At 64.9% G+C, this 20,302-nt stretch carries 19 protein-coding genes and 1 pseudogene; 5 read left to right on the top strand and 15 right to left on the bottom strand.

Annotation, left to right across the window (positions count from 1 at the left end; translation table 11 throughout):
• Positions 1–25: 25 nt before the first annotated feature.
• The 10 genes from GAK38_RS17690 to GAK38_RS17735 form a co-directional block, all read right to left on the bottom strand.
• Positions 26–1,099, bottom strand: a complete 1,074-nt coding sequence (locus GAK38_RS17690; RefSeq protein WP_325346285.1) for an ABC transporter ATP-binding protein — start codon at positions 1,097–1,099, stop codon at positions 26–28.
• Between the two features lie 24 nt (positions 1,100–1,123).
• Entirely contained in the window at positions 1,124–2,026 is a 903-nt protein-coding gene (locus GAK38_RS17695; protein WP_443089238.1) for a carbohydrate ABC transporter permease, read from the bottom strand.
• Complete coding sequence (locus tag GAK38_RS17700; protein ID WP_325346287.1) at positions 2,013–2,924, bottom strand: carbohydrate ABC transporter permease; 912 nt, start codon at positions 2,922–2,924, stop codon at positions 2,013–2,015. Before GAK38_RS17700 ends, GAK38_RS17695 begins: the two co-directional genes overlap by 14 nt.
• An 11-nt stretch (positions 2,925–2,935) precedes the next feature.
• Positions 2,936–3,094 carry a hypothetical protein gene (locus GAK38_RS17705; RefSeq protein WP_325346288.1) on the bottom strand — a complete coding sequence of 53 codons (159 nt, stop codon included), beginning with the start codon at positions 3,092–3,094 and terminating at the stop codon, positions 2,936–2,938.
• Positions 3,091–4,290, bottom strand: a complete 1,200-nt coding sequence (locus GAK38_RS17710) for an ABC transporter substrate-binding protein (RefSeq protein ID WP_325346289.1) — start codon at positions 4,288–4,290, stop codon at positions 3,091–3,093. Before GAK38_RS17710 ends, GAK38_RS17705 begins: the two co-directional genes overlap by 4 nt.
• A gap of 32 nt (positions 4,291–4,322) precedes the next feature.
• A complete protein-coding gene (locus GAK38_RS17715) occupies positions 4,323–5,279 on the bottom strand; it encodes a TauD/TfdA dioxygenase family protein (RefSeq protein ID WP_325346290.1) in 957 nt (318 codons plus the stop codon).
• A 130-nt stretch (positions 5,280–5,409) separates the two neighbouring features.
• On the bottom strand, positions 5,410–6,591 hold the full coding sequence (locus GAK38_RS17720) for an acyl-CoA dehydrogenase family protein (RefSeq protein ID WP_325346291.1): 1,182 nt from the start codon (positions 6,589–6,591) through the stop codon (positions 5,410–5,412).
• 41 nt (positions 6,592–6,632) lie between these two features.
• Positions 6,633–7,496: a hypothetical protein gene (locus tag GAK38_RS17725; RefSeq protein ID WP_325346292.1), complete on the bottom strand. Its 864-nt coding sequence runs from the start codon at positions 7,494–7,496 to the stop codon at positions 6,633–6,635.
• Entirely contained in the window at positions 7,493–8,758 is a 1,266-nt protein-coding gene (locus GAK38_RS17730; protein ID WP_325346293.1) for an LLM class flavin-dependent oxidoreductase, read from the bottom strand. The genes GAK38_RS17725 and GAK38_RS17730 overlap by 4 nt, the downstream gene beginning before the upstream one ends.
• 30 nt (positions 8,759–8,788) lie before the next feature.
• Positions 8,789–10,048: an acyl-CoA dehydrogenase family protein gene (locus GAK38_RS17735; protein WP_325346294.1), complete on the bottom strand. Its 1,260-nt coding sequence runs from the start codon at positions 10,046–10,048 to the stop codon at positions 8,789–8,791.
• Positions 10,049–10,248: 200 nt separating this feature from the next.
• Here GAK38_RS17735 and GAK38_RS17740 point away from each other — a divergent pair, with 200 nt between their 5' ends.
• The 4 genes from GAK38_RS17740 to GAK38_RS17755 are packed head-to-tail and all read left to right on the top strand — an operon-like array spanning position 10,249 to position 15,398.
• A complete protein-coding gene (locus tag GAK38_RS17740; RefSeq protein WP_325346295.1) occupies positions 10,249–11,829 on the top strand; it encodes an ABC transporter substrate-binding protein in 1,581 nt (526 codons plus the stop codon).
• Positions 11,830–11,857: 28 nt separating this feature from the next.
• Positions 11,858–12,817 carry an ABC transporter permease gene (locus GAK38_RS17745; protein WP_325346296.1) on the top strand — a complete coding sequence of 320 codons (960 nt, stop codon included), beginning with the start codon at positions 11,858–11,860 and terminating at the stop codon, positions 12,815–12,817.
• Positions 12,814–13,695: an ABC transporter permease gene (locus tag GAK38_RS17750; protein WP_325346297.1), complete on the top strand. Its 882-nt coding sequence runs from the start codon at positions 12,814–12,816 to the stop codon at positions 13,693–13,695. Before GAK38_RS17745 ends, GAK38_RS17750 begins: the two co-directional genes overlap by 4 nt.
• Positions 13,695–15,398 (top strand): dipeptide ABC transporter ATP-binding protein, encoded by a 1,704-nt coding sequence (locus GAK38_RS17755; RefSeq protein ID WP_325346298.1) that lies wholly within the window; start codon positions 13,695–13,697, stop codon positions 15,396–15,398. The genes GAK38_RS17750 and GAK38_RS17755 overlap by 1 nt, the downstream gene beginning before the upstream one ends.
• 3 nt (positions 15,399–15,401) lie before the next feature.
• Here the strand turns inward: GAK38_RS17755 and GAK38_RS17760 are convergent, their stop codons facing one another.
• Both GAK38_RS17760 and GAK38_RS17765 read right to left on the bottom strand, forming a co-directional pair.
• On the bottom strand, positions 15,402–16,511 hold the full coding sequence (locus GAK38_RS17760; protein WP_325346299.1) for a LacI family DNA-binding transcriptional regulator: 1,110 nt from the start codon (positions 16,509–16,511) through the stop codon (positions 15,402–15,404).
• A gap of 36 nt (positions 16,512–16,547) precedes the next feature.
• Positions 16,548–18,152, bottom strand: a complete 1,605-nt coding sequence (locus tag GAK38_RS17765) for a rhodanese-like domain-containing protein (protein ID WP_325346300.1) — start codon at positions 18,150–18,152, stop codon at positions 16,548–16,550.
• 162 nt (positions 18,153–18,314) lie between these two features.
• Here GAK38_RS17765 and GAK38_RS17770 point away from each other — a divergent pair, with 162 nt between their 5' ends.
• Positions 18,315–19,220 carry a fatty acid desaturase gene (locus tag GAK38_RS17770; protein WP_325346301.1) on the top strand — a complete coding sequence of 302 codons (906 nt, stop codon included), beginning with the start codon at positions 18,315–18,317 and terminating at the stop codon, positions 19,218–19,220.
• A 25-nt stretch (positions 19,221–19,245) separates the two neighbouring features.
• Here the strand turns inward: GAK38_RS17770 and GAK38_RS17775 are convergent, their stop codons facing one another.
• The 3 genes and pseudogenes from GAK38_RS17775 to GAK38_RS17785 form a co-directional block, all read right to left on the bottom strand.
• Positions 19,246–19,629, bottom strand: a complete 384-nt coding sequence (locus GAK38_RS17775; RefSeq protein WP_325346302.1) for a LysR family transcriptional regulator — start codon at positions 19,627–19,629, stop codon at positions 19,246–19,248.
• A 53-nt stretch (positions 19,630–19,682) separates the two neighbouring features.
• The gene (locus GAK38_RS17780) at positions 19,683–20,057 is read right to left on the bottom strand and encodes a hypothetical protein (protein WP_325346303.1); all 375 of its coding nucleotides are present in this window, start codon (positions 20,055–20,057) and stop codon (positions 19,683–19,685) included.
• A gap of 60 nt (positions 20,058–20,117) precedes the next feature.
• Positions 20,118–20,302 (bottom strand): annotated as a pseudogene (locus GAK38_RS17785) (peroxidase); the annotation flags it as partial.

Genomic DNA, 20,302 nt, shown 5'->3' on the forward strand with positions numbered 1-20,302 from the left:
CCGCCCGCGACCCTCGCAGCAGAGGTCACTCGGCCGGGCGGCGGACTCCGTTCGCATCGAAGACATGTGCCTTGGACGAAACCGGCGACAACGCAAGCCGGTCACCAGGGCGCGCATGGATCCGGTCGCGGAACGCCGCAATGACTTGCTGCCTGCCGAGACGGAGCGCGACCTGCGTCTCGGAGCCCGTGGGCTCGACCACGAGCACCTCGGCTTCGATCCCCTGTCCGTTGGTGTCGATCGCAAAGTGCTCGGGCCGCACGCCATAGATCACCGGTTCTCCAGGTTCCCCGTTCACCGATTCCGCGAGCGGCAACCGCAATCCGTCTTCGGTGCGCACATGCGCCCCGCCCTCGAAGCCTAGATGGCCGTGGATGAAGTTCATCGCCGGCGAGCCGATGAAACCCGCAACGAAGACATTGCGCGGCCTGTCGTACAGCTCGAGCGGTGAACCGACCTGCTCGATGCGCCCTTCCTTGAGCACCACGATGCGATCGGCCATGGTCATCGCCTCGACCTGATCGTGCGTGACGTAGACGGTCGTGGTCCCCAGCCGTTGCTGTAGCGACTTGATCTCGGTTCGCATCTGCACCCGCAGCTTGGCGTCGAGGTTGGACAGCGGCTCGTCGAACAGGAAGGCCTTGGGCTTGCGCACGATCGCGCGGCCCATCGCGACGCGCTGCCGCTGCCCACCCGAGAGCTGACGCGGCCGGCGGTGCAGCAGATCGCCGAGCCCCAGCGTATCGGCCGCCTGCCGGACCCTGCGCGTGACGTCCTCCTGTGCCATACCCTGGATCTTCAGGCCGAAGCCGAGGTTCTGCTCGACCGTCATGTGCGGATAGAGCGCGTAGTTCTGGAAGACCATCGCCACGTCGCGGTCACGCGGTGCAGCGTCGTTGATGCGACGGTCGCCAAGATAGATCTCGCCGTCATCGGCGCTCTCGAGTCCCGCGATGGTCCGCAACAGTGTCGACTTGCCGCAACCCGACGGGCCGACCAGTGCGACGAACTCGCCATCACGGATCTCGATGTCGATGCCGCGGATCACCGGCGTGGCGCCGAACTGCTTGCTGAGCTTGCGTACGGAAAGAGAAGCCATGGATTCGTTGCTGGAAGGAAAGCCCTAGTCCTTGACGCCGCCGGCCGTGAGGCCGCGCACCAGGTACTTGCGCACGAGCACGGTGAAGATCACCACCGGAAACATGACCAGCGTGCCGCTCGCGGCGATCTTGGTCCATTCCCATCCCTCGTACTGCAGGAAGTTAACGATCGCGACCGGTGCCGTGATGGCGTTGGTGCGCGTGAGGATGAGCGCGTAGAAGAAGTCGTTCCACGAGAAGACGAAGCACAGCACCGCGGTTGCGGCGAGCCCCGGCGCGGTGAGCGGCAGCGACACGCGCCAGAAAGCCTGCCAGATGCCGCAGCCGTCGATCCATGCGGCTTCTTCGAGCGAGGCCGGGACCGCCTCGAAAAAGGTCTGCATCAGCCAGATGACGATCGCGAGATTGAACGTCAGGTAGACGATCGCGAGGCCGATCACCGTGTCCTGCAGTCCGAGGTATTGGTAGGCGAGGAAGAACGGGATCGTGAACGCGATCGGCGGCGCCATGCGCGTCACGAGGATCCACAGCGCGATGCGATCGCGTCCCTTGAACTTCCAGCGCGTGAGCGCATAGGCAGCGGGTACGCCGATCGCCAGCGAGAAGGCGGTCGACAGCGTGCTCACGAGCGAACTGTTCCAGAAAGACTTCAGGAAATTGCCTTGCAGCAGGCTCACGAAGCCATCGAGCGTCGGCACGAAGATCAGGCTGTCGTCGAAGATATCCGCCGCCGGCCGGAACGCGAGCTGCACCAGCCAGAGGAACGGCGAGAGCACGAGCAGCACCAGGAGTGCCGCCGCGAGCGTGCGGCCATGCACCGCGCGCCAAGGGCGGTGCGATGACGCACGCTTCGATGCGGCGCTTACCCCTTCTTCATGCGCAGCACCGAATGCCGCGGCGTCGAGTGCGGTGCTAGCGTCGGTCATCGCCACTCCAACCGAGCCGGCCGATGGCCCAGCTCAAGACGAACACACCCACCAGCATCACGGTCGCGATCGCGCTCGCGTAGCCCCAGTAGGAAAAGTTGAAGGCCTGGATGAAGCCGTAGTAGTTGGTCACCTCCGTCACGTTTCCGGGGCCACCATTGGTGAGCACGTAGATCAGCGGAAAGGCCTTGAAGCTGTCGATCAGCCGGAACAGCCCGCACACGACGAGCACCGGCCGCAGGTACGGCAGCACGATGTAGCGAAAGAGCTGCCAGCGGTTGGCGCCTTCGAGACGGGCGGCTTCGAGCGGCTCGTCCGGGATCATCTGCAGCGAGGCCAGCACCATCAGCATGGTGAAGGGAAACCACTGCCAGGTGTCCGCCAGGGAGATCGCCCACAGTGCAGTGTCCGGATTGGCGATCAGGGAGCGCACGGGCCAGCCCGCCGCGTCGAGCGCGCGATGAATCGGGCTCACGTCCGGCGTGTACATGATCTTCCAGATCAGCGCGACCACGATCGGCGGCAGGACCATCGGAATCAGCAATGCGGTCCGCGCACCGTCGAGCCAGCGCGACTTCCCGTTGAGCAACAGCGCGATGCCCAGGCCCACGAGGAGCTGCAGCACCACGCTCGATGCCGAAAGCCGGAACTGCACGAGCACCGACGCGAGGAAACGTTCGTCGTGCAACAACTGCCGGTAGTTGACGAGCGGATCGTCGAAGCGGAAGGTGCCCACCGGATCGGTGAGGCTCAGTGGCGTCAGGCTCGCGATGAGCAGCGCGGCCGCCGGCACCAGCGTGATCGCAAGCAGCACCGCAAGCGACGGCGAGAGCCCAAGCAGGTATGCGCGCCGCTGCTCGGCACGCCAGTTGCCGCCGGCAAGGGTGGCCTGGGACATCGCTCAGCGCCTCACAGCTTCGCGCCCGCGCGCTTGAGCTCCGCGATCGTGTTCGCCTGCGCCTGCTGGAAGGCCTGCTTGGCCGACAGCTGACCGCTCGCGATCAACTCAATCGCCTTGTTGAGCTGCTGGTCGACCTGCGGGTAGACCGACACCGTGCGGTACTTCATGTGGCCGGTCTGCGCCGCAAGCTCGATCGATATTCGAGCGACAGCTTCGCGAGGTCGCTGCCGTTGATGACCTGCTTCTGGCGGAACGCAGTGGAGTCGATGTCCGAGCGGCGCGCCGGCGAACCATAGCCCGCGGCCACCGCACGACCGGTGACCTGCTTGCTCAGCGCCCACTGGATGAAGGTCCATGCGGCCTCCTTGTTCTTCGATCCCACGGGGATGCCCAGGCCATGCACGGCGGTGCCCGGAAAGCGGCCGGCCGGTCCCTTGGGCACGAAGCCGAACTTCACGGTCTTGACCGTCTTGCTGGTCGCAGGATCGCCGAGCTGCGCGAGGTGCAGCTGACCCGCATCGGTGAAGTTCACGCGGCCGAGCTTGAGCGCCTGCGTGACCTGATCCGGCTGGTAGGTGATCGCGCCATCGGGCCCGAATTCCTTCAGCAGGTTCGCGTAGTACTCGCCGGCTGCGATGGCCTCTGGCGTATCGAGCGTGGGGAACAGATCGTCCGGCGCCTTGCGGAACACATCGCCGCCGAAGGCGTGCAGGTAGGGCACGAAGGTCCAGCCGTAGTGATTGTCGGCGACGAAGCCGGCCACGCGCTCCTTCTTGTTGACCGCGCGCAGCACCTTCACGAGATCGTCGGTGGTGTCGGGGAACGCAAGCCCCGCCTTCTCGACGAGGTCGAAGCGCGACGATGCGGTCAGCAGCGCTTCGGCCGTCCATGGAATGCCGTAGAGCTTGCCGTCGCGGCCGGTCTCCGGCGCACGTGCACCGGGCAGGAAGTCGTTGATGTCCCAGTCGGCCGGCGTCAGGTTGGGGTTCTTGATGAAATCGTCGAGCGGCGTGAGCCAGCCCGAGTTGATCCAGCGGCTCGAATAGATGAAGGTCACATTCACCACGTCGAAGGCCGAGCCCTTGGTCGACAGCTCCAGATCGACACGCTGGTTGTAGACCGGGAAGGACGGCGCGTCGAAGTTGACCTTGGCGCCCGTGAGCGCCTCGAACTCGGGCAGCCATTGCTGCAGGAGCTTGGGATAGGCGGCGCTGAAGGTCGAGACATTCAACGTCACGCCGTTGAATTTCTTCGCGCCCGATTGAGCGGTCGCCAAGCCCGGCACCAGCGAGGCGGCGCCGATGGCCGCCGAAGTCTTGAGAAGCTGGCGGCGCTGGGGATCGAAAGAGAAGGAGTCGGTCATGGCGTCGGTGCCTCGGGATTCAGGCAGGGCAATCAAGCGGTTCGGGCGATCACTTCGTCGATCCGCGCGTCGTTGGTCGCTTCGGGGCGCGAGCGCGTCTTGCTGCGCTGCCCGTCGACCGAGACCGCGGGTTCCCCGTGGACCGTCACACGACGCACCAGCCGCGGCTGATCGCCGTAGTCGTTGATCGCGAAGTGCTGTGTCGAGCGGTTGTCCCAGATCGCGACGTCGTCCTGCCGCCAGTTCCAGCGCACCGTGTTCTCCAGGCGGATCACGCGGTTCTGCAGCAACTCGAAGATGCGCGCCGATTCGGTGCTCGAAAGGCCCACGAACTTCTTGACGAAATGGCCGAGCAGCAACGCGCGCTCGCCCGAGACCGGGTGCACATGCACCACGGGGTGCTCGGCCTCGAACACCGCCGAGACGAACACATCGCGGTGATGCCGAAGGCGCTGCTCCTCCACCAGCACGCGGTCGGCGCCGTAGTCGTAGTCGTTGCTGTGGATGGCCCAGAGCTGATCGGCGAGCTGCTTGAGTTGCGAGGGCAACCGTTCGTAGGCATGTGCGGTGTTGGCCCAGACGGTGTCACCGCCGTAGGCCGGAATCGTCACGCCGCGCAGGATCGAGATCTTCGGGAAGGCATCGACGAAGGTCACGTCGGTGTGCCACGAATCGGCGCGCCCTCCTCCCTTCGAGGCGTCGAGTTCGAACAGCTTCGTGCCCTCGGGCGCTGGCACCGTCGGGTGCGCGACGGTGCGCCCGAATCGTGCGCCGAAAGCCTGATGCTCGCGGTCGTCGAGATGCGCCTGATCCCTGAAGAACAACACCTTGTGCCGCACCAGCGCTGCGTTCAGATGCTCGATGGTCTCGGCGGAGAGATCGGCGCTGAGACGGAGGTTCTGCACTTCGCCGCCAATGTGACCGGCCACGCGACTGATGCGCAGGTCGCCGAAGGTCGTGTCAAAGGCGGGAGAATCGTTATCGCTCATCGAGAGGGCTCCAGAGTTGTTCAAGCGCGGTCATGGCCGCGTGGCTTGAACGATTCTCTGGTCCGCTTCGCGAGACGGGAACTGCGGATTCGTAGCTTTGAAATGCGAAAAGGGACTAAGCCTGTGACGGCTACTGGATCCCGCTCGGAACAGGCGCTTCGCCGGTGAGGACCCAGTGACCGACATTGCGCGTTTTGTACTCTTCAGGGTTGTGAAGCGTATGCGTGCGGATGTTGCGCCAAAAGCGATCGAGGCCCAGCGAGTTGGAAGTCGACCGTGCACCCATCACCTCGAAGATCCTGCTGGTGACCTCCAACGCGGTGTTGCCGGCAAAGGCGTTGGCCGCTGCAAGCCGGACCGCTGCCTTGCCGCGCTCGTCGAAGGTCAACGCGCGGCTGCGACTCCAGACGCGATCGAAAACCGCCAGGGCCTCGTCCGCCAGCATCGTGGCGGCCAAGGTCTTCGTGTACATGTCGCCGTAGACGCGCTTGACCCAGGGGTCGTCGATGTGTCGATCCACCCCTGAATGAACCCAGGGCCGGCTCTGGTTCACCGTGTAGTCGCGCGCTGCCTGCAATGCGCCTTGCGCGCTTCCGATGAAGACATTGAGCAACACACTTTGCTGCGTGAAAGGGATGAGTGTCCGGAAGGCTTCAGCTTCACTTGCCTCCGGCTGGTAGACCTCCGCCGCCTCCACTCGGACATTCTCGTAGGTGCATGTGCCGCTGCCGGTCTGGCGCTGGCCGAACGCGTCCCAGTCGTTCAGCGACTTCCATCCGGCGCGCGTGCTCGGAATGGCCCCCGCCATCGTCTTGCCGGAGTCCTCGTCGAGCCAGGTGATCGTCACGTGGTCGGCGATATGGCTGCCGGACGTGAAGGGCTTGTGACCATTGAGGATCCAGTGGTCACCCTCTCGACGGCCCTTGAGCGTATTGGCTCTGGAGTTGTCGTTGTTGGACCAGAACCAGTTGCCGCGCACCGACGCTGCGTAGAGCTCGGCGGCCTGCCGTCCATTTCCTCTCAGGTAGGCTGCGTGCTGTGCCCCCGTGTGGTATCCGTAGAGATGGGCAAGCGAGCCGTCCACCTTCGCGAACTCCCGAACGATGCGCAGCGCCTTGGACCAGGGCTGTCCATCGCCGCCGTATTCACCGGGAATCGTGAGCTTGAGCAGGCCGCTTTCCTTCAGCAATGCCAGTTGATCCAGCGGCTGCCCGCCGGCCTTGTCCCGATCGACGGCGTCGCGGGCAAAACGCTCGCGCAACTCCGCCGCTTTCTGAAGGTAGGGATCGTTGCGATCGATGTCGAAATCCATGGTGAACTCTGGTTCGTTGTCCGAAGAATCGTCAGCTTGGGTCACACCTGAGCTGCATTGCCGGTATCGAGAAACACCGCGTGCTCGGTCCGGGCGACCCGGCCGCTTCTTCCCAGCCCCAGTGCGGCGCGGATCGTCGTCGGGACTTCCGCCGTGCCTGCCTGTGGACTGGGTGTCCAGGTGGTCAATGAGGCCAGATCGGAAAGCCCAAGCACCAGTCCCACGTCCCCTGCGGAATACGCAATGCGCGCGCCGGAACGCACATCGCTGCCGGACGCGGTCAGCAACAGATCGACGCCCGATCCGTCGTCGTCCCGGTCGCCCTCCTCCCAAAGCAGGACAAGTGGCGGCTTCTCTGTCTGGTCCGTCGGAAGTGTCAACGGACCGCCAATGCCCGGATACGCTGGTTCCGAGACGCGGACGATGCGATGCGCATCGACATAGCGGCCGGCTTCCGTGTCTCCAGCGATCGCATCGAGCGGCCAGCTGTCCCAAAGCGCTGACACCAGGCGCAGGTAGCCGGCAGCGGAAGGCCTTGCGCCAGGGGTCGGGGGCGCGAACCAGCCATGAACCTCCGTGCCCTCGCTCGCTCCCAGACCGATGCGCTTGCCGTGCAGCGCGCTCAGTGTCGAGACCGTGCGCGCAAGGTTGATGGGATGCTGGCGCGCCACATCGGCGCGAATGATCACCTTGCTCGAACGCGTGGCCGCGAGCAGGAAGCCAGCGAAGATGCTGCGGTCACGGACCTGGTGCTCGGGCGTACCGAAGCCGACTGCAAAAGCAGCGACCGGCAAGCGATCGAGTGCCCGGCCAAGCTCCGCCGCACGCTCGCCCCCCTGGGCCAGGGTCTCGGTGAGGGCTTCGAGCAGGTCGCCGGAGAGATCGAGAATCGTGCGGGTGCTCATCGGGCGATCTCCTTGAGGCGGCGAGCGAAGGGAACATGGCTGGGTTCCGCAGAGACCAGCCCGCGGCGGCGCAGCACCGGCACGACGTGGTCCACGAACTCCCGAAGGCCGATCGGATTGGCATCGAACAGAAGGTTGAAGCCGTCGGCCGCGCCGCCCCGGTACCACTGCTCCACCACATCGGCGAAGCGCTCGGGCGTTCCAACGAAGAACTGATGGCCAAAGCCAGAGAAGTGGCGCACCAGTTGCCCGATCGTGAGTGAGTTGGCGACACCGTACACGGTGATCGATTTCCTGAAGCCAGCCGACCCACGCTCGGTGGAGCCCGCTATCTGCTCCAGGTTCGACGCCGGCGCCTCGAGGTCCAGCCGAGCCGGATCCACGTCCAGCAGGCTCGCGAAACGGCGCAGCACGTAGTCCTTGGGACCGAGCTGGTTTACCAGCTGGAACCGCGCCTCCGCTTCCTCATCGGTCGAGCCGATCACCAGGTGGACACCCGGCAGCACCACGGGCGCAGGCCGACCTGCCTCCCTGGCCATCGAATGGAGCTCCAGGCGATTGCGGCGCGCGACCTCGAACACCGTCTCCGCAGCAAACACTGCGTCGGCGCTGCCCGCCGCGAGGCGTCGACCTTGCTCCGAGCCGCCCGCCTGAACGATGAGCGGCGTGATCTCCCTCGCAAAGCTCGCAACACGCCCGCCGCTTCGAATCGCCCCAGCATCGAGCGCATAGTTGAAGAGCGCACCCTCGTACGAGAGCCCCTGCCCCGTTCGGACCGCAGCCACATAGGCCTGATAGACGTCGAGGAACTCGGTGGCACGGGCATAGCGATCCGCCCGTTCCGGTGCCTCGGACAAATTGAAATCCTGCAGCGACAACTGCGGAACGCCAGTGACCACGTTCCAGCCGAAGCGCCCGCGCGACAGCAGGTTGTATTCGAGCAGGCGCTCGGCCAGTTCGACGGGGTCGTTCGCGCTGGTGGAGACGGTCGCGATCACGCCCAGCCGGGTCGTCTCCGAAAGGACGACCGCCAGCGTCGAGAGCGGCTCGACCATGCGGCCCGGACGGATCGCCGGATTGGCCGACAACCCCGGGCTGTCGGCCAGGAAGATGCCGTCCAGCCCGCCATCCTCGGCGGTGCGCGCCACGCCGCGCCAGAAGCTCTCGGTCAGGTTGTCGAGCGCATGCGTGCCCGGCGCACGCCACGCGCCGGCATCGGCGCCGAAGTCGTAGATGTTTGCGTTGAGAACAAAGCCAGTCATGTGTTCGTAGCCCGGAACAAGAAGAACGGATCAGGCGCGAACGGTCGGCGCGGTCCCCGCGTACCAGATGTCCGGCAGGGGAACCCCATTGAGTGCCTCGTGGCCGAGCACGCGGGCTTTCTGCGGCGAAGGGTTGTGCGATGCCAAGGTCCGGGCGTTGCGCCAGTGCCTGTCGAATCCGCGGCTTGCGACGGTGAGGGAACCACCGCCTATGTCGAAGAGGGACTGGGCCGCGTCCATGACCAGCGAGGGCAGCACCACCTGCAGTTGCGTCACCGTTCGATGCGCATCGCGGCAGCCCTCCTCGTTGGCCGCATTGACGTGTGCCTCCAACTGGCGCGCGGCAGATCGAACCGCATGCAATGCGGTGCCCGCAACCGCGGAGACGCGCCCCACGATCTCCTGCACGACGGGATCCTCGGCCGGCGTGGAAGCGGCGGCGTGGCTGAAGTGCCGCTGTCGGCCCTGGAGCCACCCGGCAGCATCCTCGAACGCACGGATCGCGATACCGGCCAAGGTCGCCAGGTGAGTGAGCTGGGCCATGGCATCGTGACGCGCTGACCGCGCGCCCTCGGCCGTCGAGCGCGGGCGCACACGTCCGGGCTCGACAAGCACGTTCTCGAAGTGCATGGAGCCGCTCATCGTCAGCCGCTGGCCGATGCCGTCCCAATCATCGACGACGACGACACCTTCGGCTCGGCGAGGGACCGTCGCAATGACATGCGTGCCTGCGTCGTCCGCGGCGAACACATTCACCCAGTCCGCGTAGCCGGCACCGGTCGTGTAGAACTTGCGGCCATTCAGCCGAAGGCGGCCATCCGCCCCGCGTGCCACCCTGGTGTCGACGGCGCCGACCTGGACGTTCCCGACTTCCGTGGTGGCGCTGCCGAAGATCCGCCCCTGGGCGATCTCGCGTGCATCGATGGCGCTGCCTGGCGCTTCAGGCACCTGCACCACGTGTTCGACATGCAGGAAATGCGAGCGCAGGCTTTGAGCCGCACTCGAGTCGGCGCGCGCCAGCGCGACGATCAGGTCCACCGTCTGGGCGTAGCCCAGCCCGCCACCGCCCGCGTCCAGCGGAAGGCGCGCCGCGGTGACGCCCAGGCGGGCGAGTTCACGGAGCTCTTCCTCGAGTGAACCGCCCCGCAGATCCCGCTCCACTGCGCGGGATGCGAGTTGCTTCAACGCACCATCGATCCCGGCCGGATCACGAACGAAACCGAGGCTTCGCGCATCGAGCCCCGGAAAGAGCGTCTCGGCACCAGCCGCAGTTTTTGATCCGGCGCTCATCGCGCCACCTCAAGCAGGAAACGAATCTTCATATTCAGAATGGTAATAATCGATCAATTTCTTATGGATCATACTTGGAAGGACCGAAATTGATACGAATAAATTTCAATATGAGCCATCACTTTTCATTTAATGAAATGATTTCACACCTTGCCAAGCCGCTGGCAAGCGCTTTTGCCATTTCGGCACTGGGCCTTGCAGTGGTCGCCTGCTCCGAAAAAAGCGCACCCTCCGCACCGGAATCGACTGTCAAGACCGATTCCGCGTCGCCCACCCGCGGCGGGCAACTGGTCGTCGCGCTCCGGGCCGAACCGGCGCAACTCAACCCGCTGGTCGACCAGGGCTCGGGCGCGCACTCCGTGCGCCCTGCGCTCGACTCACTGGTCTGGGACAACGGCGACGGAACGTACGAGCCCTGGCTGGCCACGAGTTGGGAGGTGTCCGACGACGCATCGACCTACGTCTTTCACCTGCGCAAGGACGTGAAGTTCCATGACGGCACGCCGCTGAACGCGGAGGCGGTCAAGGCCAACTTCGACTACGTGCTGAACCCGGCCAACAAGTCCACGGGCTCCACGGCCAAGCTCAAGCCCGTCGCCACGGTCGTTGACGAATACACGCTGTCGGTCAAGCTGGCCACGCCGGAATCCAGCTTCCTGACGCTCATCGCAGCGCCCTACTTCGGCATCCTGTCCAAGGCGCAGCTCGAGAATGATCCCAAGTCACTGGCAACGAAGCTCATCGGTACCGGCCCCTTCAAGTTCGACAACTGGGTGAAAGGCCAGAGCCTCACGTACGTTCGCAACGACGACTACAACTGGGCCCCGGCCAAGTTCCATCGCGGAACGGCCTACGTCGACAGCATCAAGTACGTCTTCCTGCCTGAAGACCAGACGCGCTACAACGCCCTCGCGACCAAGGAGGCCCAGGTCGTCGACTATGTTCCGCCGGAGTACGCCAAGCAGACCAAGGCCAGCACGGACTACCAGACCCAGGAATTCCTGCTCCCTGGCGTCGGCTACAGCCTCCACCTGAACACGCGCCGCCCGCCTTTCGACCAGAAAGAAGTGCGCCAGGCCCTGCTGCACGGCCTCAATCGCGCCGAGATCGTGGCGAGCGCGACGTTCGGCGCCTACCCCACGCAGGAGTACCTCGCGAGCACCACCCCGGATTTCGCGAAGAACCTCAAGAACAAGATCAGCTACGACCCCGACCTCGCGGCTCGCCTGCTCGACAAGGCCGGCTGGTCGCAGCGTGATAGCGAGGGCTACCGCGTCAAGGACGGGCAGCGCCTGAGCTCGTTCGTTCCCTATGCCGACAACGATCAGCTCGCGCAGCGCACGCTCGAGCAGGTCCAGATCGATGCACGCAAGCTGGGCTTCGAGATCCAGCTGCAGCCCGTCACGGACCTGCCCGAGCGTCTCTACAACGGCAACTACGGCTTGCTTGGGTCCTTCCAGTCCGAAGCCACCGGCATGCAACTCTGGCGCCTGTATGGAAGCGACAACATCAGCGACGGCTCGACGGTCGGCTCCAACGCCTCCTTCCTGCGCATTCCCGAGCTCGATGCCGTCCTCGCGAAGGCGCGTGCTGCAGGCAAGGCAGAAGACCGTGCCAAGTACTACGCCGAGGCGCAGGAAATCCTGCCCGAGTACGCACCTTCCGTTCCGCTGTACTCCCGCGCGCGTCTGATTGCCGTTCAGAAGAACGTGCACGGCGTCACCTGGGACAACGCATGGCCCCAGCCTTTCCTCTTCGACGCGTGGATCGCGCAACCCTGAAGACGCACGAGAGAAGCGACCGGCGCCCGTGACCGTGGACTCCAGATTTCTTCGCGTCGCGCGACGTCTCGCGATTGCAGCCGCCACCATCCTGGGAGCGAACACGGTCGCCTTCCTCGCGTTGCGGCTGGTGCCGGTCGATCCCGCCTTCGTGATCGCCGGCGCAGGCAGCGATGCCGTCGCGATCACACCCGAGGTGCTGGCGGCGATCCGCAGCGAATACCACCTCGATCGGCCGCTCCCCGTGCAATACCTGCTCTACCTCGCGCGCCTCGTGCACGGCGACCTGGGCATCTCCTATGTGCAGGAACAGCCGGTGGCACGGTTGATCGCCGAACAGGCGGGCCCGACCATCGCCCTGGCCGCGCTGGCCAGCCTGTTTGCAATCACCTTTTCTCTGCTTGCCGGTGTCCTCACTGCAGGACGCCGCCGCGCTGGCGCAGCAGCTCAGGCGGTCGAACTGCTCCTGGCCTCCACGCCGGTGTTCTGGATCGGATTCCTGCTGATGCTGCTCTTCTCGGTGAAGTGGCGCGTGTTTCCCCTGCTCGACGCCGGCGACCTGCGCACCCTCATCCTTCCCGCACTCACGATCGCATTGCCAACCGCCGCGCCCCTGGCACAGGTGCTGCGCCGCGCGATGGAGGACGTGCTCGAACAACCCTTTGTCATGACTGCGCGGTCGCGCGGCCTGTCGGTGCTGGCGGTCAAGCTACGTCACGGCCTGCGGCACGCGGTCATTCCATACCTCACGATGCTCGGCTTCTCCTTCGGCGCCCTGCTCGGTGGAGCTGCCATCACGGAAACCCTGTTCGGCAGACCAGGGCTCGGGCGACTGCTGGTCAACGCGGTGACGCGGCAGGACATGCCGCTGGTGCTCGGCCTCGTGACCGTCAGCACGCTCGCCTTCGTGATCGTCAACACGCTGATCGACTTCGCCTACATCTTCATCGATCACCGCCTGGGCAGCGAGCTGCCGTCGTCGCCATGAACACCTCCGGGACTCTCGTGGCGGAACGACCACTGCCCATCGAGCGCGCGCCGCGTAGCCGCTGGCGAGTTCCCCGGGCGGCGACGTGTGTCGCTGCCGCGGCCCTCGGCGTGTTCGTGCTGCTGCTCCTGGCTGCCTTGTTGCCCTCGCTGCTCGCGCCCGGTGATCCGTTCTCGGCGAACCGTGCCCACATCTTGCAGCCTCCCTCGGCACAACACCTGCTCGGAACCGACCAGATCGGCCGCGATGTCTACACCCGCATCGTGCATGGCGCGCGCCCGTCGATCTTCCTAGGCATCGGTGCCATTGCCATCGCACTCGGCGTGGGTACGTTGCTGGGACTGCTGGCCGGGCTCACCCGCCGGGTCGTTCCGACGGTCATCATGCGCGCCACTGACATCGGTGCGGCGTTTCCGGAACTCCTGCTCGCGGTCTTCATCGTGTCGCTCTTCGGCAGCGGCATCCTGAACGCCACGATCGCCATCGGCATCGCCGGCATTCCCTACTACACCCGCATCGTGCGTGCGGAAACGCTTCGCGTGCGCGGATCGGCCTACGTCGAGGCGGCGCGCTCCCTTGGACTGAGTCCGGCGCAGCTGGTCTGGCTCCACGTGGTCCCCAATGCGCTGCGCCCCCTGGTGGTCGTGGCGACCATCGGGCTGGGCAGCGCCACGCTGGCCGGAGCGGCACTGAGCTTCCTGGGTCTGGGCACCCCTCCTCCGACCCCTGAATGGGGATCCATGCTGACCAACGCAAGAAACTTCCTCACCATGGGATGGTGGGCGGCCGTCTTTCCCGGTCTCGCCATCACCTTGTTCGTGATGAGCACCACCATCCTGGGCCGATGGCTCCAGCAGCGATCGGAGGGAAGGCTGTAATGCCCGAAACCGCGTTCTCGATCGATCGACTCGTCCATCGCCTGCGTCGAAAGAACCAGGCTGGTAGATCGCACGACCTCCCGCGTACGGGCCCCCTGGTGCGCGTACGCAACCTTCAGGTGAGCTTCGATGGTCAAGCGGAGCGTCGGACCGCGGTCGGCGGCGTCAGCTTCGACCTGGAACCGGGCCAATGCGTCGCCCTTGTCGGTGAATCCGGATCCGGCAAGAGCGTCACCGCGAGAAGCCTTGTCGGGCTCAACGGTTCATCGGCACGCATCCGCGCCGACGCCCTCCAGTTTGGCGGACGGGACCTTCTCGCACTCGACGAGCACCAGTGGCGCGCGATCCGCGGCCGCTCGATCGGCTACATCCTTCAGGATGCGCTCGTGTCCCTGGATCCGCTGCGAACCATCGGCCAGGAACTGGAAGAGGCCATCTGGGCGACAGGCGGCACACCCGCCGGTTCAATACACGCGCGCGCCATCGAGTTGCTCGCCAGCGCGCAGGTGCCGGACCCGCAGACGCGCTATCACGACTACCCTGCCCAGCTTTCAGGTGGCCTCAGGCAGCGCGCACTGATCGCCACCGCGATGGCCGGCCGGCCGCCGGTGCTGATCGCCGACGAACCGACGACGGCCCTCGACGTCTCCGTGCAACAGGAGATCCTCGCCCTTTTTGCGAGCCTGAAACGCCAGGGCATTGCGCTGATCCTCATCAGCCACGACCTGGGCGTCGTGGCAAGTCTGGCTGACCAGGTGTTGGTGCTGCAGAACGGCCGCGTGGTGGAGACCGGACCGACACACCGGGTGCTGAGCCGGCCGTCCCACCCCTACACACGAACCTTGATGGATGCCGTACCGCATTTCGGTGCCGGCCAGTCAACCGCAGCTGTCCCCGTGTCGGCAAATGAAGACGCACCGATCCTGAAGGCCGTGGGCGTCTCGAAGCATTTCATCCGGCATGGAAGCACATCAACGCCGCGCGAAGTGCTCAAAGGCGTGAGCATTGCATTGCGGCAAGGGCAAACGTTGGGGCTTGTCGGTGAATCCGGATCCGGCAAGACGACACTCGCCCGGATCATCGCTGGCCTGGAAGCGCCCTCGGCCGGTGAAGTTCACTCTCCGGGCTTCGCGGCCGGGCTCGCATCGCATCGCGCGCGCCCCATCCAGTTCGTGCACCAGGATCCGCTGAGCGCTTACGATCCGCGCTACACCGTCGGCCGGATCATCGGCGAGGCCCTTTGGATGCGCTTCGGCCGCGAGGACCGACGACGTCGACAACAACGCATCGACGAATGGCTCACGAGAGTGGGCCTGGATCCGGCCCTCGCCGCTCGTCGCCCCCTCACTCTTTCAGGTGGACAGCGTCAGCGGGTCTCGATCGCACGCGCCCTGGCCACGGAGCCCAGGCTCGTGGTTCTGGACGAACCGGTGTCCGCGCTGGACGTGTCGGTCCAGAAGCAGATCCTCGACTTGATCGTTTCACTGCAGCGCGAGACCGGCGTGGCGTTCCTGTTCATCTCCCACGACCTGGGCGTGATCCAGCGTGTCAGCCACGAGGTGGCCGTCCTGCGGCATGGTGAACTGCGTGAATACGGGGATGCCCGCTCCGTGCTCGAGACGCCACGCGACGAATACACCCGGCAGTTGATTGCCGCAATTCCGACCCTGGACTTTGCGCTCGAACAGGATGCGGGCGCGTAGGCGCTAGCTCAGCGCGCGGGCGGACCCCCGCACCACCAGTCGGGGGTGGGGCAACACGCCTCGCTCCTCGGCAGGTGCGAATTCCGGTGCGATCAGGAGTCCTGCCTGGCGCCCGATGTCCGCGGCGCTCTGACGCACCGTCGTGAGGCCCGGCGAAAGCAATTCCGAAAACATCGCGTCGTCGTAGCCGACCACCGACATCTGGCGCGGCACCTCGATGCCACGCTGTGCCAGTCCCTTGAGCACGCCGAGCGCCAGCATGTCATTGGCGCAGAAGACGGCGGTGACCGCGGGCTCGACAGCCAGCAGCAGGGACACGCTGCGCCATCCTTCTTCAACGGTCATCGCCGACATGTTGAACTCCTGGACCACCGCACCAGCGACGCCGCCACATTCCGCATGGAAGCCTCGCGACCTGCTGGAACACCAGGAGATGTCGGGAGATCCGTTCACCAGTGCAAAACGCCGGTGGCCCCCGTCGAGCAGGAAGCGCGCCGCAGTCGCTGCGCCGGCCGCATGGTCCAGGCTCATCGAGGGAAACTCACCTTCAGGGTCTTCCTTGTCCAGAAGGACTACCTTGATGCCCTTGGCCTGGAAGCGCCGCAACGTGGGCAGATTGGCATGGGTCGGCGCCACCAGCACACCGCGAACGCCCTGAGACTCGAATGACTCCAGGATGCGCCGCTCTGTGCCCGCATCCTCGTTCGAGCTGCCGATGATCAGAGGTATCTGGCCGGCCGAGGTCACCGTCTCGACGCCCTTGATGACTTCTCCCCAGAAGGGATTGGCCACATCGAGCACCACGACCCCGATCGCCTGGCCGATGCCCGACTTCAGGGCCCGCGCCGTGCTGTTCACGCTGTACCCGGAAGCCGACATGATCCGGACAATCTCCGCTCGCGTCTTCGGCGCCACCAGATGCGGCCGGTTGATCGCATTGGAGACCGTCGCCTGGGACACACCAACAAGCCTTGCAATGTCCTTCGACCTCAGGCGCCCTGCTGGTTCAGTGCGGAGGTGCGGATTCGGCGCCTCAGAATCGCCATTGTCCGAGGGAGCATCAATCAAAAGCGTTTGTCTCGTCGTGAATGTGAACTTGGCCTGTCGCTGCACTCGCAAGGCATGCCGCGATGCGCGGTGCAAGAGAGTTTAGAACAAGCGAAAACGCACCGTCGGATCAGAGACAAGACGCGCGCTCACCCCGCGCTCCCAGGTGAGGTAGTCTGCCCACGCCCGATCGCGTCGAGCCGCCGAGACGCGCATGACGGAGCCCCAATCGTCTTCGAAGGGCGTGAGGAGTTGCCAAGGCTCCCATGCTTGCTCGAGCGGCAACCCCGCGTCTTGCCACCCGAGGGTCCCTCCGACAAGCCAGCTCGCCTTGCTATCGGGCCACCATTCCAGCATGCCACGCGCGGCCAGGCGCGCAGCGCGCCCGTCAGGTGAAGTGAACACGATCCGTTCGCTGGCCTCATGGAGTGGACGCAGCGGCTCGAGCGTCGAGGGCAACAGGAAGTGAGCGCCCGGCAGATGACCCCGCTCGAAATCGAAGCTGGGCCCCACATCGACGATCTGTACCGGTGCTGGAGCCGAAGCCAGCAACGTCGCCAGTTGCTCGACGGACAAGCCATCGATGGGTTCATTCGACGACGCATCGACCGCCTCGCAGAGGGCAAGCTCGGGCCAGCGCCCTTCGAGAATGAAGACGTCGGCCTGGTTCAGCTGGAGCAACCAGAAGGACGTGATCGCTGCGCGCAGGCCGTGAGGCTCGTCGAGCAGAACAATGCGGGCATTGCGGGTGCCCACGAGATTCTCGAAATGCATCAGCAGTTGTCCCCCCGCTACCGCCCGCGCCCAGGGCGGTGAGTCAAATGCATCGCCTGCTCCGGGACGCAGGTCAAAGACGTAGAGGGAGCGTTCCGATTCGGCGCTCAGCCGGCGCAGCGCATCCCCGTCCAGACGGGGCAGTTCGTAGCGCTCGATCAAGGCCGCTGCACGGCGCCGCAGTTCATCCTCGGCCGCCGCAGGCAGATCGACTGCGGGCAGCGCGTTCTGGACGACCGGCGCGCCATCGAGCGCCCACTGCATCACGCCGTCTTCGAGGAAGTACGCATCGGGATGACCGAGCAAACGGAGCGTGGTGGCACCGATGATGCCGCGTGTCCGGCTGAAACAGTTGATCGCCCATGGCGAGGCTGAGGCATCGGCCGGCCACTGACGCAGCGCAAGTTCGGTTCCGGCGTGGTTGCCTGCGCCCTGCACGGACAGGAAGGCATATTCGCTGGCCGGACGAACGTCCACCAGAGTCACGGGTTGCCTTGAGCCTTGCGCGGCGCGAACAACGTCCCCACGCAATGTCGGTGTGGCGTAGTGTTTGCGCACGCAGTCGCCAAACGCCTTGAGCAAGGTGCCATACCCGTCAATCAAGGGCATGCCCGCAGCACGCCAGCCCGCCGTTCCGCCGGCAAGAACCTGTACATCCCGGTAGCCCAGGCGTTCAAGCAACGCTGCGGCCAGGGGTGCCGGTCCGTGCGCGTCACCGCCATCAACCAGAACGATCGGTGTGCCAAGGCGGGGCACGAGCGCGCGCACTTCGAGTTCGAGCGTGGACAAAGGCGCCATGCGCGACAAGCTCAAATGTCCGGCCACGTACGCGCGGGCCTCCCGCACATCGAGCAAGGCCACCTCCGTCTTCCCCAGGAGCAATTCCAGAAGGACTTGAGGCGGGATGAGTCGGAAAAGGGTGGCGCGGGTCATGAACTCGGTGGTGCGGCTCTGCCGACTCTAAGACCTGCCGATCTGCGGCTGCAACGGTTTTCGCATGTGCACATGCGCAATGGACGCAAGCAGGAGGGTCGCCCCGCGACAAGATGACACCGTCCAGGCACGCTCCACAGACATCTCGCGCACCCCTCGCCCATGAAATCCCGAGTCACGCATCTTTGCCTGCGCTACGAGGCGCCGACGATTGCCCTGGCGTTGCTGCTCTATGCCGCCTGGGCGGCGCTGGTGTACTGGCATGCAGCGCTGCCTGGCCCGCTCCTTTTCGCCTTGGGCGGCTGCCTGGTGCAACTGCACTCCTCGCTGCAACATGAAGCCATTCATGCGCTGCGCCACATTCCCAAGCCATTGCGCCGGGCGCTGGTCTGGCCACCGCTCAGTCTATGGCTTCCGTTCCGCCTGTATCACGACAGTCACAGCGCCCACCATGTCAATTTCCACCTGACACATCCCGAGAAAGACACTGAAAGCGTCTACCACTCGGCATCTGCCTGGCAGGCCTATGGTCGATTACGTCGCGCGGTCCTCGCGGCCAACCAGACACTGGCGTTCCGGCTCGTCGTGGGGCCTTGGCTCTACCTCGCCAAGTTTCTGCGTTCCGAGGTCAGCCGGCTGATGTCCGGTGACTTCTCACATGCTTGGATCTGGGTCGCCCACGCGGCAGGCATCCTCCCGATCCTCGGATACATCACGGTGATCTCGGGCATGCGCCTGTCCGACTACCTCCTGTATTTCGTCTATCCGGGCATGATGCTCGGCGCCCTGCGCTCGTTCACCGAGCATCGCTGGGACGACTCGCCGCACGAGCGCGTGGCGATTGTGGAGTCGAACGCATTGTTCGGCCTGCTCTACCTGTACAACAACCTGCACCATGTGCATCACCGTTCTCCGACGATGCCCTGGTACCTCCTGCCCGGACACTTTCGGCGCAACCGCGCGGCCGTGCTGGCGGCGAACGGCAACTTCTACTACCGCGGGTATGCGCAGATCCTGCAGCGGTATCTGATCCGTCCTGTATTTCGGCCCATTCACCCTCACTGGTGAGCAGGCCAGGGCAAGCCCAAGACCGCTAGATCTTCGCCTCAGCCCTCACTTCGGAGTGAATCCGCCGTGCCAATTCCATCAAGGACCCGCTGCGCCGCAGAAGCAGCAGCCCGGCATCCGTCAGGCTCACCGCGCGCGTGCTTCGATTGAGCAGCTTCACGCCAACCTGGGATTCCAGGGCCGTCATGTACTTGCTGACAGTCGACTTGGAGAGATGCAAAGCAGAAGCTGCTGCGGTGAGGTTGCCACGCTGAGCGACCTCCCGAAATGCTTCGACGTGTTCAAAGTCCAAATGGCACCTGGATTCATTCGAAGGGAAGAGACGAGATGGCTGGGCCATGAAGATCGGGCACTCCGTTTTGCAACTGATAACGAACGGCGAATGAAAGAAAAAGAGGCGAAGGCTCATTGGCTGAGCGGCGAGCCCTCCACAGAGACAACGATATGCAGAACACCGTTTCCCTAGTCTTCCTCGTCAACGGTGTTTCCGGTGAGCTCAAGCATCGTTTCGAGAAATTCCTCTAGCGAAGGCAGCGCGGATGACGGGCCTGCCAGCAAGCTGGAACGCGCGTCGTTCGAAACGCTTGCTCCGCCTTCCCAGCCCACCCATTCACCTGCCTCGCAGAGCACACCGACATAGCCACTCCCTGCGCGCAGATAGAGCAGACGCGGATCATCGACAGCTTCCGCCAAGCGCGTCGCTGTCCGACATATCCCGGCACCCTCCTGTTGCCCCCACGCGAGTCCCAGTTGGGCAAGGCGGGGTTCGATCTCGCAGTCGCAAACATGGGTGTTGCCCCAGTTTCCCTGCGCATCGAATTCAACGAGAACGCCCATGAGCACCGCCCCTTTCTAAGGCGCTGCGACGCATCTGGTCACCAGCCGCACTGCCAGGCATCACTTGTTCGGCTGCGGCGTGATGCGCAAGTAGGGACGCACTGCCCTGTATCCCTTCGGGAAGCGCTGGGCGATCTCGGCCGGGTCCTGCAGGCTCGGGATGATGACCACGTCGTCGCCGTCCTTCCAGTTCACGGGCGTCGCCACCTTGTGGCTGTCGGTGAGCTGCAGCGAGTCGATGACGC

This window comes from Xylophilus sp. (genome assembly GCA_009914555.1).
Taxonomy (GTDB): domain Bacteria; phylum Pseudomonadota; class Gammaproteobacteria; order Burkholderiales; family Burkholderiaceae_C; genus WNDY01.